9 protein-coding genes are annotated in these 14,401 nt (G+C 62.2%); 6 read left to right on the forward strand and 3 right to left on the reverse strand.

Annotated features, from left to right (window positions below):
• Window positions 1-62: 62 nt before the first annotated feature.
• Genes R3F07_12375 through R3F07_12385 form a run of 3 tightly spaced genes read right to left on the reverse strand, consistent with a single transcriptional unit; the run spans window position 63 to window position 4,539 of the window.
• The gene (locus R3F07_12375) at window positions 63-2,732 is read right to left on the reverse strand and encodes an FtsX-like permease family protein (protein ID MEZ5277168.1); all 2,670 of its coding nucleotides are present in this window, start codon (window positions 2,730-2,732) and stop codon (window positions 63-65) included.
• Entirely contained in the window at window positions 2,725-3,429 is a 705-nt protein-coding gene (locus tag R3F07_12380) for an ABC transporter ATP-binding protein (protein MEZ5277169.1), read from the reverse strand. Before R3F07_12380 ends, R3F07_12375 begins: the two co-directional genes overlap by 8 nt.
• Entirely contained in the window at window positions 3,430-4,539 is a 1,110-nt protein-coding gene (locus R3F07_12385) for a site-2 protease family protein (protein MEZ5277170.1), read from the reverse strand. It abuts the gene before it with no gap.
• A 54-nt stretch (window positions 4,540-4,593) separates the two neighbouring features.
• Between R3F07_12385 and R3F07_12390 the strand changes: the two genes are divergently transcribed.
• The 6 genes from R3F07_12390 to R3F07_12415 all read left to right on the forward strand — a co-directional run bounded on the left by R3F07_12390 (window position 4,594) and on the right by R3F07_12415 (window position 14,193).
• Window positions 4,594-6,123 (forward strand): sigma-54 dependent transcriptional regulator, encoded by a 1,530-nt coding sequence (locus tag R3F07_12390; protein MEZ5277171.1) that lies wholly within the window; start codon window positions 4,594-4,596, stop codon window positions 6,121-6,123.
• A 136-nt stretch (window positions 6,124-6,259) separates the two neighbouring features.
• On the forward strand, window positions 6,260-7,738 hold the full coding sequence (locus R3F07_12395; GenBank protein ID MEZ5277172.1) for an efflux transporter outer membrane subunit: 1,479 nt from the start codon (window positions 6,260-6,262) through the stop codon (window positions 7,736-7,738).
• 29 nt (window positions 7,739-7,767) lie between these two features.
• Entirely contained in the window at window positions 7,768-8,904 is a 1,137-nt protein-coding gene (locus R3F07_12400) for an efflux RND transporter periplasmic adaptor subunit (protein ID MEZ5277173.1), read from the forward strand.
• An 8-nt stretch (window positions 8,905-8,912) separates the two neighbouring features.
• A complete protein-coding gene (locus R3F07_12405; protein MEZ5277174.1) occupies window positions 8,913-12,074 on the forward strand; it encodes a multidrug efflux RND transporter permease subunit in 3,162 nt (1,053 codons plus the stop codon).
• 10 nt (window positions 12,075-12,084) lie between these two features.
• The gene (locus R3F07_12410) at window positions 12,085-13,281 is read left to right on the forward strand and encodes a hypothetical protein (GenBank protein ID MEZ5277175.1); all 1,197 of its coding nucleotides are present in this window, start codon (window positions 12,085-12,087) and stop codon (window positions 13,279-13,281) included.
• Between the two features lie 153 nt (window positions 13,282-13,434).
• On the forward strand, window positions 13,435-14,193 hold the full coding sequence (locus R3F07_12415; GenBank protein ID MEZ5277176.1) for a hypothetical protein: 759 nt from the start codon (window positions 13,435-13,437) through the stop codon (window positions 14,191-14,193).
• Window positions 14,194-14,401 lie beyond the last annotated feature (208 nt).

Here is a 14,401-nt window from a genome sequence, read left to right on the forward strand (position 1 = left end):
GGTTGTCGCACGGGTGTGTGAAAATGGAAACCGCGGAATTGGGGTGGTTCTCCCGAAGACGCTCATTCCTCGCGATCGGCGGGCAGGGCGGCGCTCCATCGACCGACGGCAAGGGCGGTCAGGGTGGCGCTGAGGAGGACGGCGGCGGTCAGGGCGGCGATGGACCACCATGGAGTGCTGAACATGAGGGTCCAGCCGAAGGTCTGTTTGTTGATGATGTGGATGAGGATCCAACCCAGTCCCAGGCTGAGGATCAATCCGCCGGCTGATCCGACCATGGCCAGGACAAAGCCCTCCCATGCGCTGGAGCGGGCGATTTCGCGGTGGTTCATGCCGAGTGCGCGCAGGGTGGTGAGGGATTCGCGTCGATCAATGAGGATGCTGGCGAGGGTCAGGCCGAGCCCGGCCACGGCGACCACCAGACCGATCAATTCAAGCGCGTAGGTGATGGAGAAGGTCTGCCGGAAGATGCGCAGGATCTCCTCCCTGAGATTTCCGTGGGTGAGGATGCGCAATCCCGGATGGAGTCCGCTCCAGCGGTCGCGGACGGCGGCGGGGTCCTCTCCGGGCTTCAGAAAGACCGTGATATTGGCGGCGCGGTCGTCATCCAGCCATTCCGCGAGGATGTGTCGATCCACGAGGACGGTTCCTCGTTCATTGCCGTAGTCGGCATAGAGGCCCACGACCTCGACCCGGTGAAAGGAGAGTCCGCCGGGAACCTCGAGAAAATCCCCCACGCCCACCTCGAACCGAACGCTGAAACTCTCGCTGATGAGGCCGGGAACGGCGGACGCATCGCGCGGACGACGCGGGCTGACAATCCAGGGGAGCACCTGATGGCGATCGAGGAAGTCGAAGCCAAAGCCGCCGAGCAGCGTGGGCCGGTTTTCGAGGACGATCGGATGGGCGAGGAAGACATCGCCGTCGGCGACTGCGGGATCATTCAGGATGGCCTGCCAGGTGGAGGCAGCGATGCGGTTCTTGGTCGAGGTGTTCTGGGCGCCGTCACTGGCCAGGTAAAGATCGGCCTGAAGGCTACGGCCTATCCAGCCCACCACGGTTTTTTCGAAACTGCCGATCAGGATGATCATGCCGGCCGTCATGCCGACGGCCACAACCAGACCGGCCGTGGCCAGGCGATGCCGGCTGGAGGGTCGGGTCAGGTGACTGAGGGCGAGTCGGGCACGGAGGTTCTCGCGGACCAGAGGGGTCAGGAGCCGGGCGACCGGCCGGATGAAGGCGCCGGACAGGATGGCGGCCCCGAGGATCCAGAAAAATGCCGCCGCATAGCCGGCGAGCGGAAACCGGTTGCCGGCGCCGTCCGAAAGAGGAGGAACCCACAGCAGGAGAAATCCGATCGCGAGAAGGATGCCACCGAGAGGCGTCCGGCTGAAGAAGCGCAGCCCGGAGGGAATGTGGCCCCGGCCCAGACTCTGGGCGGGAGGCACCCGGGTGGCTTCATTTGCGGGAAGCCATCCGGCCACCAGTCCGGCCATCACACCCAGGAGGATGGAGACAAAGTGGTCGGAGAAAACCGGGCGGGCGGCATCGACCGAGGTGGCGTAGTAGAGGGCGTCGACGGTGCGACCGACGAGGCGGACGGTGAGCTGGGCACCCGCCCAGCCGAGGAGGGCACCGAGCACACCGCCGACGGCGCCGATGGAAAGTGCCTCGAGCAGCCAGGCACGGCGGATGGCCGAACCGGTGACCCCGAGGGATCGCAGGATGGCGATCTCCTGACGGCGCCGGACGACGGCACCGTCGAGGGACTGGAGGATGAGGAGCAGACCAACGGCGAGCGCGATGAGCGACAGGACGGTAAGGTTCATCCGGAAAGCCCGCGTCATGATTTCGCCGGTCTCGCGGCGATTGGCGGGGGATTCCACACTCCAGAGTCCCTCGCCCAGATCGACGAGGGCCTTGCGAACAGTTTCGCGCCGAACCTCCAGTCCGGGGCCGGAAGCGACCCGGAATTCGACCCGGTCGATGCGGCCGGTCCGTCCGGTCAGGGTCTGGAGATCGGGCAGATCAAAGAGGATGAGGTTGTCATCGGGCTTTGGATACCCTTCGGCCACGGGGATGACGGCTGCCATGGTGACAGACCGGATCGAGTCGGCGATGACCAGCTCGAATCGATCACCGGGGGCGAGGTTTTCCCGCCGGGCGAGGGCCGGACTGAGCCAGGCCCGCCCGGATTCCCGGAAGAGACTCCAGAAATCGGGAGAGGGGGATTCGGTCCCGGGGGCTGTGCCGGCCTGTTCCGGCTCCGGCAGGCGGGCTTCCGCCGGGGCGAAAAAGCGCGGCGGGCGGTTCCGGCCGTCGAACAGGTTGCCGGCGGCAATCAGATCAAGGCCGACCAGTTGAAGGGAGGTTCGACCAAGAAATCCGTCGCTTTGCGAACGGGGAAAGGCGGCGGTGGATTCCACCACGGGAATAATGTCAACCGCGAGCGGCCCGAGGGCGGTCCGGATCCGCACAAGAACATTTTCGTCAAGGTCGCCCGCCCTGGGTTCAAGGATCCAGTCGCTCTGGCCGGTGACGGTTTCCGTGAAGTTCTGAAAACTGGATACGGCAGCCCGGTTGGCGAGGCGGACGCTGGAATAGACGGCGACGCCCAGGGCAACGATAAGGACGAGCAGGACGGTCTGCCCGGGCGACCGGATCCAGTGCCGGCAGGTGAAACGCCACCAGAGCAGGCCGGCCAGGGCCGGAGATCCGCGTCCCTCAGCCATGGATGACCTCGCTGATGGCGCCGTCGACGAGGTGGAGGGTGCGGTGGCAGATCCGGGCAGCTTCCTCACTGTGGGTGACGAGGAGGAGGCCGGTCCCGGTCTCCTCGGTCAGATCCTGAAGCATGCGCAGGACGATTGCCCCGTTGCGGCTGTCCAGGTTGCCGGTCGGTTCATCGGCGAGGATCAGTGTCGGACGATGGACGAGAGCCCGGGCGATGGCGACCCGCTGCATCTCGCCGCCGCTCATCTGGTCGGGAGTGGCCTCGGACCGGTGGGCGATCCCGACCCGCTCGATCATGGCGGCGACCCGTTCCCGTCTTTCGCCGGCCGCAATTCCGATCAACTGGAGGGGAAGTTCGATATTCTCGAATGCGTTCAGGGTGGGCAGAAGATGGAAGAACTGGAAAACGGTACCGATCCGACGGCGGCGAAGATCGGCGAGCTGATCATTGGTCAGGCTTTCGAGGACGGTGCCTCCGAGGCGGATGGAGCCCCCGTCGTGCCGGTCCACCCCGCCGAGACAATTGAGCAGGGTGGTCTTGCCGCTGCCCGAGGGACCGGTCAGGGCGAGGCGCTCACCGTGGGCCAGGCTCAGGTCGATGCCCCGGAGAATCGCCCGGTCGCCGTAGGATTTGGCCACACCAGTCGCTTCGATGATGGGCGGCTCGGGTTGGGTCGACATGCTTGTGATACGCATTCAGACGGTTTTCGGATCCCGGTCCGCAGAGTCCCTCCGGGCGAAGTAGCGTGCGGCCAGTTGACGGTCGACCGTGTCGGCATCGAGGAGGCCAAGAAAACGTTCCCGCCTGTAGACCGGAAAGAGGCGGTCACAGCCGTTCTGGATCTGATGGACCATCAGGACGAGAGGCCAATCCGCCTGCAGCGGCAAGGCAACCCGGTGGGCGCACCGTCCGAAGGTCCGCTGCTGGGTCCACGATTGCGGATTCTTCGGCCGGTCGGATGATCGGATGGCGGCGACAATCTCGTTTCCGCTTACCGCGACCAGATCGGCATCGGGGGCGGAAACGGCGAGCTGCAGGACTTCCGAATAGGGGGAGGAAGCGGGAAACACGAGGGCCGGATGTTCGACGAGGTCCCCGATGCGCACGTTCTTCAGGAACTCCTCGCGGCGCACGTGCCGGTATTCCAGATCGCCGCCGAGGTAGATGAAGGCGAACAGGGCGGCGGTGAGGAAATTGCCAAAGGCCAGCAGGGCGACGGCCGCACCGGCGGTGGCGAGGATCTTGCCGACGGCGCCGGCCCAGCGGGTGGCGGACAGGTAATCGGTCTTCATCGCGAGGAGGGCCCGAAAGATCCGCCCTCCGTCCATTGGGAAGACCGGGATGAGATTGAAGACCCCCATGATCAGATTGATGGCGGCGAGTGAGTAGGCCAGCTGGCGCAGGGAAAGGGGGAAGGCCGAAACCTGTTCGATGGAGAATCCGCCGAGGATGAGGGCGAGCAGGCCGAAGAGGATGAAATTGACAGCGGGCCCGGCCACCGTGATCGCCAGTTCCCTGGCCGGTTCCCGTGGAATCCGGTCAAACTGGGCCATGCCCCCGATCGGAAGCAGCAGGATACGGTGCACCCGGACGCCGTAGCGCATGGCGGTCAGGGAATGACCGAGCTCGTGCAGGATGACGCAGGTGAATATCGACAGAAGGAGCAGGCAACCCCAGAGGAGACCGGTGCGGCCCGCGTACTCCCAGCCCTGCCGGCCGAAGTAGGCGAGCAGGATGAGGAAGGTGAAGTGAACCTCGAGACGGATCCCCCAAACCCGGAACAACTTAATTGACCAGTCCAGCATATCGATCCAAGTGTGGCATTCCTCAACCCGTTCCCGGTTGTTTGCGACCTGAAAATGCCTTTAGAAATCAAGACTGCTTTGATTCTCGTCATCGACGATGATTCGGAGATCCGCTATTCCCTAGATCGTGTCCTGACTTCACGGGGGTTCACCGTCGTCACTGCGGCCAGCGGCGAAGAGGGACTTGAGAGCGTCAAACATGATCCCCCGACCATTGCCTTTCTGGATATCCGGATGGGCGGGATGAGTGGGATCGAGACCCTCCAGCACCTCCGGACGATCGCCCCGAAACTTCCGGTCATCCTGATGACGGCCTATGGCACGGCGCAGACGGCGATCGAAGCGATGAAGTATGGGGCGTTCGACTATATCATGAAGCCCTTTGACCCGGAGCGGGTCATCGCCCTGGCCGAGAGCGCCATCCGGGCGGTCGAGGACATGCACAGTGCCCGGGACTACGAAAGCCGGGTCAACAGCGACGACTACAAGGAAGGACTGGTCGGAAACTCGCCTGCGATGCAGGAAGTCTTCAAGGTCATCGGTCAGGTGGCGGCAAGCGACGTCACTGTCCTGATTTCGGGCGAAAGCGGGACGGGCAAGGAGCTGATTGCCCGCTGCGTCTGGCAGCACAGTCACCGCAACCGATCCGAGTTTGTGGCGGTCAACTGTGCGGCCATTCCGGACAACCTGATCGAGAGCGAGCTCTTCGGACATGAAAAGGGCTCCTTCACCGGGGCGACCAACCAGCGGATCGGCAAGTTCGAGCAATGCGACCGGGGCACCATCTTCCTGGATGAGATCGGCGACATGGCCCTTGCCACCCAGACGAAGATCCTGAGGGTCCTCCAGGAAGGCGAGATTCAGCGGGTCGGAGGCACCCAGACGATCAAGGTGGATGTGCGCATCATCGCGGCGACGAACAAGAACCTGGAAGAGATGGTCGAAGCCAAGACCTTCCGGGAAGACCTTTACTACCGTCTCAACGTCGTCCGGGTGCGGGTTCCGGCCCTGAGGGAGCGGACCGAGGACATCCCGGCCATCGTCGACTACATGCTCCAGATGCTGGAAAAGAGTCGAAAGACCAAGGTGCGGAAGGTCTCGCCGGAGGCCCTGGGTATTCTTTGCGGTCACCGTTGGCCGGGAAATGTCCGCGAGCTGGAGAATGTCATTTATCGCAGTGCGGTCATTGCCCAGGGCGATGCCATCCTGATCAAGGATCTGCCGGAAGAAGTGGTCCTGTCCGCATCGCAGGCCCAGGCCAGGAATCCGGCGCCCAGACCGGTGCCGGTCGAGTCGGGGGCGCCCGCGGAAGCCGCCACGGAAGCGGCCCCTGTGCCGGCAACCCCAACCGAGGAAGCTCCCGAATCCCTTTCCGATACGATGGACCTGGCCTCCCTGATGGATGCGGTCTTTAGTCGGTTGAAAGATGATGGTGCGGATGGCCTGCTTCAGAAAGTGGAAAGGGAATTGATTACGCGGGTCTTTGCGGACAGCGGCCAGAACCAGGCCAAAGCGGCCAAGGTTTTGGGAATCACCCGGACAACTCTGAAAAAACGCCTGCGGGAATACGGATTGGTGAAATAGCGGGGTCGGGTGGGCGATGAAAAGGCGGGGCCGTTGATCGGCTGGGGACCTGGCAAGATAAAGTTGACGGCGGAGACCCATCGAGTTTTCGTTCAACGGGATAGGTTCAGTTGAACCCCGTGGCCCTAAACGCAACGTGACCTCGACTTACCATCTGCAAATCCCGGCCCGGTGGATCCTTGGCCGATTATTGCGCCTCGGTGCGACTGCGGTGATCCTGACGGCCGGGGGATGCCTTTCGGTGGGTCCGGATTTTGAGGCACCCGTGGTGGCCATGCCGGATGCCTGGCAGCAGGAAGTCTCAAAGGGACTTGAGCCAGGACCCACCAATATCGACCGCTGGTGGGAGCGGTTCAACGACCCGATCCTCACCGGTCTGATCGAACAGGCCCGACAGAACAATCCGGATCTGAGGTCGGCTGCCCTGCGGCTTGAGGAAGCGTTGGCCCTGCGGGGAGTGGCGGCGTCGGCCTATTATGGGAGCGTTGCCGCCGACGCCTCGGCACTGGCGTCGCGGGCAAGTGAGTCGACGACTCCATTGCCGCCCGGGACGGACCCCGAGTACGACTATTACACGATCGGCGCCAATGCCGTCTGGGAAGCGGACGTCTGGGGTCGGGTTCGTCGCAGCGTGGAATCCGCTTCGGCATCTCTCGACGCGTCTCTTGAGGACTATCGTGACATTCTCGTACTGATCCAGTCGCGGGTGGCGGGTTCCTACGTGGGGCTGCGCACCACGCAGAAGCAGATCCTTCTGACAGAAAACAACGTCCGTTCGCAGCGTTCGACCTATCAATTGACCATCGATCGCTTCAACTCGGGTCTGGCGGCCGACCTGGATGTACGACGGGCCGAGTTGAATCTTGCCATCACTGAGGCCACCCTTCCGGCGCTCTATTCCAGACAGGAAGAATTGCTCAATTCGCTTTCCGTGCTGGTCGGAGAGATGCCCGGCGGAATCCGGCAGCAGGTCGGTTCGTCAGCGACAATCCCAATGGCTGAAGCACCGGTCTTCACGGGGATTCCGGCCGATCTCCTGCGGCAGAGGCCGGATATCCGAAGAGCCGAGCGGCGGGTGGCCGCCCAGAATGCGCAGATCGGCGTGGCCACTTCGGAATGGTATCCCCGGTTTCTCCTGGTCGGTGACCTTCGCCTTGAGTCGTTCGATTATGACAATCTGTTCGACGGGGCCAGTCAGGCCTACGGTTTCGGCCCCCAGATCCGGTGGAACATCTTCAGTGGAGGGCGCATTCGGAATCAGGTCCGGGCGGAGGAGGCCCGCACCCGGCTTGCACTGGTCGCCTATGAGCGGACCGTCCTGCAGGCGGTGGGAGAGACCGAGACCGCCATGGCCGCTTATGTCCAGGAAAAGGAGCGCCATGCGATCCTGAAACGGGCGGTCGAAGCGGCCGCGGTTTCGGTCGACCAGACCCAGACCCTCTACAAATCGGGTCTCACCGATTTCCAGAACGTCCTCAACATGGAGCGGGATCTGTTTCAGCAACAGAATGCCCAGGCTTCCAGCGAAGGTGAGATAGCCCTCCGCATGATCGACATCTTCCGCGCCGTGGGCGGCGGTTGGCAGGATGCGCCTCAGCCCACCATTCAGCCGTGAACAACCGCTCCAACCCCGGATTTCAGACCGTGAAAAGCATCGCAACCCGACCACTGATCCTCACCACCTGCCTCCTGGGGCTGGCAGGCTGCAGCCCCAAAAACACCTTCGTGCAACCGCCGCCACCCGAAGTCACGGTCGCTCTGCCGGACCAACGTGACGTCACCGTCTATTCCGAGGTTCCGGGTCGGGCTGAAGCCAGGGACACGATCGAGATCCGGGCCCGCGTTTCCGGCTACCTGCGTTCGGTTGATTTCGTGGACGGACAGATTGTCAGGGAGGGTGACCGGTTGTTCCTCATCGAACCGGAACCCTATGAGGCGGCGGTGAAAGCAGGCGAGGCGAATCTCTCTTCGGCCATAGCGGCCCGGGATATTGCCCAGACCAATTACGATCGCCGGGTCCAGGCGTTTGAAACCAAGGCGGTTTCCGAGATCGATGTCCTCACGGCCAAGGCAAACCTGGATTCGGCCGAGGCCGCCATGCTGGGCGCAGAAGCCGACCTCACGCGGGCCCGTATCAATCTTTCCTATACCGAGAACTTTGCCCCGGCCACGGGGCGCATCGGCCGCAGGCTGGTCAGCGAGGGCAATCTGGTCGGCGGAGGCCAAGCCACCCTTCTGGCCACGCTCGTGGTGCAGGATCCCATCTACGTCTATTTCAATTTGAGTGAGCGGGTGCTCGTCCCCGCGCTTGAGAAGCTCGCCCTGATCGATCGGACCGACCTGCGGAACGCGCCCCCGGTTGATCTGGAGCTGGCCGACGGCTCGCGTTACGGCGAATCCGGGCGAATCGATTATGTGGACAACCGGGCGGATGCGGCCACCGGGACCGTGGCCATCCGGGCCGTTTTCCCCAATCCGCACGGTGCGCTCCTGCCCGGACTTTATGGCAAGGTGCTCATCCCCGAGACGGTCGAAGACGCCCTCCTTGTACCGGATTTATCAATACAGCGCGACATCGGGGGATCCTATGTCCTGGTCGTCGACCATCAAGGCACGGTGGAGGCGCGTTATGTCGAACTGGGCCCGAAGGTTGGATACGACCGCGTCATCAAATCGGGTCTGAACGGGGACGAGAGGGTGGTGGTCAACGGACTGCAGCGGGCCCGTCCCGGCATAACCGTGTCCGCCACGACCCGGGCACCGGATAGAGTGGAGAACTGAGCCGGACAATGTTCACTCACTTCTTCATCAAGCGACCCATCTTCGCCGGCGTCATTTCGCTGGTGATTCTACTCGTCGGCGGTTTCTCCATTTTCTCGCTGCCGATCGACCGGTATCCGGACATTGCGCCGCCGACAGTGGTGGTCAATACGGTTTACCCCGGGGCGGACGCGCAGACGGTGGCGCAGACGGTGGCCACCCCGATCGAACAGGAGGTCAACGGGGTCGAGGGCATGATTTACATGGAAAGCGTCAGCGCGAATGACGGTTCCATGTCCCTTACCGTCACCTTCGAGACCGGAACGGACCTCGATATGGCCAATGTGCTCGTCCAGAACCGCGTCTCGGCGGCCACGCCCAAGTTGCCGGAGGAAGCCCGCCGTATGGGGGTGAAGGTCGAGAAGCAGATGTCCAGCGCCAATCTCTTCATTGCCTTCTCGAGTCCCGATGGCACGCGGGACGATTTCTTTCTCTCCAACTACCTGAATCAGTCGGTCAAGGACGAGATCGCCCGGGTCAATGGCGTGGGCAAGGTGTCGGCATTCGGAGTGGGCGAGTTTTCCATCCGCATCTGGCTGGACCCCCAGCGCATGCAGGCGGCTTCGGTCTCAACCGACGAAGTGATGAACGCCGTCCGGGAACAGAACCAGCAGGTCGCAGCCGGGCAGATCGGCGAACCACCGGTTCCCGCAGGTCAGGCCTACCAGTATGTGATCAACGTCAAGGGTCGCTTGCAGGATACCGACGAATTCGGACGGATCGTCATTCGCACCGGCGAAGACGGGCAAATGATCCGTCTGCGGGACGTTGCCACTGTCCAATTGGGTTCGGACACCTACCTGTTCTCGGCCAGATTCAACGGCCGGCCCTGCGCGGCCCTGTCCGTCTACCAGATACCCGGGGCCAATGCCCTTGCCGTGGCGGACGGCGTCAAGGCGAAGCTGGCCGAGTTGAGCGAGGCCTTCCCCGCCGGAATCACTTACGACATCGCATTCGACAACACCATCGTGATTGAGGCATCGCTGGACGAGATGCTGGTCACGTTGATGATCACCCTGGTTCTGGTCGTTCTCACGGTGTTCCTCTTCCTGCAGAATTTCCGGGCGACCTTGATCCCGGCCATGACCATTCCTGTCTCGCTCATTGGAACCTTCGCGGTTCTTGCGGCGCTCGGCTTTTCGCTCAATCAGTTCACTCTTTTCGGCCTGATTCTCGTCATCGGCATCGTGGTCGATGATGCCATCGTCGTGGTGGAGAACTGCACCACCCATCTGGCCAAGGGAGCCAAGGATTCCAAGGAAGCGGCACGGCGCGCCATGAATGAAGTGACCGGGCCTGTCATCGCCACGACCCTGGTGCTTCTGGCGGTCTTCGTTCCGACCGCCTTCATGGGTGGCATCACCGGTATCCTCTTTCAACAGTTTGCCGTGACGATCGCGGTGGCCACCGTCTTCAGTTCCATCAACGCGCTGACTCTCAGTCCGGCTCTTTGCGGCGTGCTTCTGCGTCCCTCGTCGGGCAAGCCACTTCCTGCCTGGGCCAGGGGATTCAACCGGATGATGGACGCGGGGACGGGAGTTCTCGGTGCGGCCGTCACCACGGTGCTCAAACGTTTTTCCCTTGGTGTCGTTGTCTTTGTTGCGCTGGTCATCGCGGCCGGCTGGGGGTTCGTGCGGCTTCCGGGCGGGTTTGTCCCGCAGGAGGACGAAGGCTACTGTATCGTGGCGGTTCAGTTGCCCGACGCTTCATCCCAGGAACGGACCCGTGCCTTTGTTGAGCAGGTCGAAGCGGTTGTGGCGAAGACCGAAGGGGTGCGTTACAATCTGGCGATCACCGGGTATTCGCTCCTCGATGGAGCCGTTGTTCCCAACGCGGGGTTCTGCTATGTCATCTTCGAGGATTGGAGCGAACGCGGGGCGAACGCCAGCCAGTCAGCCATCATTGCCAATCTGAACAGGGAACTCAGGAAACTACAGGAGGGGCTGTCCTTCGCCTTTGCCTCTCCGTCGCTGCCCGGCTTGGGCCTGTCCGGCGGTTTTTCCGCGCAACTCCAACAGCGTGGCGGCGGGGATCTCAACAACCTGCAACAGGTGGCCGACGAATTCGTCGTGGACGGCAATGCCCAGGCGGGATTGACCGGACTCAACACGACCTTCAGCGCACGGGCACCGCAGCTATTCGTCGATATAGACCGGGATCAGGTCCTGGCCAAGAACATCCCCATGTCGAGCGTCTTCGGGGCCATGCAGACATTTCTGGGATCGGCCTACATCAATGACGTCACCCTCTTCAACCGAGTCTACAAGGTCAAGGCACAGGCGGACCCTCGATTCCGTGGCGAAACCGACCAGATCCTCCAGTACGAACTGAAAAACAGGGCGGGTGACATGGTCCCGCTGGGTGCCGTGGTCAAGGTCGATGAGATCCTCGGCCCGCAGGTGGTCAAGCGATTCAACCTCTATCCCTCCGCCAAGATCATGGGCAACGCAGCGCCCGGCTACAGTTCGGGTCAGGCCATGGAGATCGTCGAGGACATGGGGCGTCAAAAGCTGCCCTCCAGCATGGGGCTGGCCTGGACGGAGCTGTCCTATCAGGAAGCGGCCGCCAGCGGCGGAACCACCGTGATTTTCCTCATCGCCGTGGTCTTGGTTTACCTGGTGCTGGCCGCTCAGTATGAAAGTTGGAGCATTCCCATCTCGGTCTGCCTGGCCGTGCCAACCGCCCTGTTGGGTGCGGTTATCGGACTGGTGGCGCGCGGCTACGCCAACGATGTTTACGCCCAGGTCGGCATTGTTCTTTTGATCGGGTTGTCGACCAAGAGCGCCATTCTCATCTCCGAATTCGCCAAGGCGGAGCGGGAATCCGGAATGTCGACCTTCGAGGCCGCACTGAGCGCGGCAAAGCTTCGTTTTCGGGCGGTCCTCATGACCGCGCTCTCCTTCATTCTTGGTGTCATCCCGTTGCTCATCGCTTCCGGTGCGGGCGCGGAGTCCCGCAAGATCATCGGAACGACCGTCTTTGCCGGCATGATGGTGGCTACCGTAGTCAGCCTGGTGGCGGTGCCCATGCTCTATTATGTGGTGCAGCTTCTGGTGGAGAAGATGTCGGGATCAAGCAAGGCGACGAGACCGGTGGCTGAAGAAGACTCCCCGGTGGCGGACAATTCCTGACTCGCCTGACATGAAGAGACGGTTGGATCTGGTCATCCCCGGGGTTGCCCTCTGCCTGACGGCCCTTCTGGCCGGCTGCAGTACGGTGCTGCTCGGACCCAACAAGAAGGCTGAAAACGTCCCTGGCCTGCGGGTCAATGCCGAGCAGTTGCGGGTCCGGATGCGGGTGATGGTCAAGCCCCTGACCGGAGTGATGATCGAGGCTGCAGACACCATCTACGACGCAACGGATGACCCGGAAGTCCGGCGCGCGGCCGTCCGGATGAAGACCGAGGTGGTGCCCGCCATCCGGGAGACTCTCTACAGGCCGGCACCGGCAATTGCCCTGCTCGATACCTGGGCGCTCAGCTTTCAGCTGATGGATTACTTCCGGACCGGTCCGGGAGCCGAGGTTTTCGGAGATCTTTCGCCGATCGCTTTCGCCGCTGCTGCGGAGATGAACACGACCATCGAGGACCTGGTGGAGAACCTGGCCTCCGGTGAGGTTGATCAAAAATCTGTGGGCGTTCTGCGGCAATGGGCGACCGACAACCCGATTACGGTTTCAATCGCCTCACGGGAATCGGTCACCAACCAGGTCACCGAGATCAGCCTGGCCATCGGTCTTTCCCTGAGCGAGGTGGTGGACAACATGGTGACTTCGGTGGACGACCTGAACCGGAAATTGGATACCTTCAGCGATCAACTGCCCAAGCAGGCGCGCTGGGAGGCCGAGCTTTTTACCATGAACTTGGTTGATGCCTATCGTTTCGAGGAAAGCCTCCAGCGGGTTCCCGCGCTGCTGGACCAATCCGTTGCCACCCTGGAGGTCGTCGAGAGCATTCCGGAGGTGGTCGCATCCGAGCGGGCAATTGTCCTCGAGACCGTGCAGGATGAAATGGCGAGGGCATTGACGACGCTCCGGGAAGAGCGGATTGCCGTCATGGATCAACTTTCCCGTGAGCGTGCCCTCATCCTGGCCGAGGTGGAAGCTCAGCGGCTCGCCGTGACCATGGATCTCCGCAGGGAGCTGATGGCAATCGAGGCGATGTTCGCCCGCGAGCGCAAGACCGTCCTTGAGGGAACCGAGGATCTTCGGGAACGTCTGATTGCGGATGCCTTCAACAAGGTGCTGGTGGTCCTGCTGCTGATGGGGATCTACCTGGCCGGTCTGACCTTTGCCATCCTCAGGTTTGTCGGTCGGCGGAACAAGAACCCGGCGACCTGATAGTCCGAGCAGACCGGGAATCGGATCCAAAGGGACCCGGGAGGCAACTTGAAGGAACGATTTCCCGGCCTTTGCCCTTGCTGAAGATCCAAGGGCGACATCCCGGGTATCGGATTGTTATCTGCCGATGCTCACGTCATTTTTACCAGAACCATGAAATCCAGCCTCACTCGTCCCGCTCCGGCACTCATGGGCCTGCTCCTGGTCCTCAGCGGACCGGCTTCGGGGCAGGTCACCGTTTCCACCTCCGAGTACATCTTCGGCAGCGAGATCGAACTGGGTGGGTTCTGGCCGGCACTCTCGACGGAGATTCGCCTCGATTCCAATGATGGCCAGACGGGAACCGGCGTCGACTTTGAAAATGACCTGGATTATTCCGACCGGAAGGCACTCCCGATGATCCAGGGGTCATGGCGGGCCTCGAAGAGCTGGCTGTTTCAGATCGACTACATCAACTTGGACCGCAGCAATTCGAAAATCCTCGAGAAGGAGATCCACTGGCCCCCGGGCGAGGACGGGGAGACCTTCCCGGTGGGTGTCCGGGTCAATTCATTCCTGAATTTCGAGGCATCGCGGATTTCGGCAGCTTACGTCGTGAGGACGAGCAAGGAATCCGAGCTGGCCGTATCGCTCGGATTTCACCTGACACGATTCTCCTCAGGTATTGGCCTGGCGGTTTCGGGCGGCGGCCAGGAGGGCTCCGTGGCGGCGGATGTGGAACTTCCCCTTGTTCCCCTGCCAACGTTGGGACTCTATTGGGGCATCCGAATGAGCGAGAAGTGGGCCCTGCGCCTGCGGGGTGATTATTTTGCCCTGACCTATGACAATTACTCGGGCAGCCTGATCTCGACCCGCGCCGACATCGTTTACGAGTTCGCCGAGCATTGGGGGTTCGGCGCGGGCATGAACTAACACAATCTATCGCTCAAGGCGAAGAAAGAGAGATTCACCGGGAAGGCCGAATACGGCTATTGGGGTCCGTCTCTTTTTGTCCGTTGTCTTTTTTAGTCGGCAGCCGGCCGGCGCGGGGGAGGGGGTCGGAACGACGATTTCGATCTTCAATCCGACGTGGTGATTGCGTCAGGTATCGGGGCGGCTCATGATCGGTGGTGAACAGGAT

The organism is Opitutaceae bacterium (assembly GCA_041395105.1).
GTDB lineage: Bacteria > Verrucomicrobiota > Verrucomicrobiia > Opitutales > Opitutaceae > B12-G4.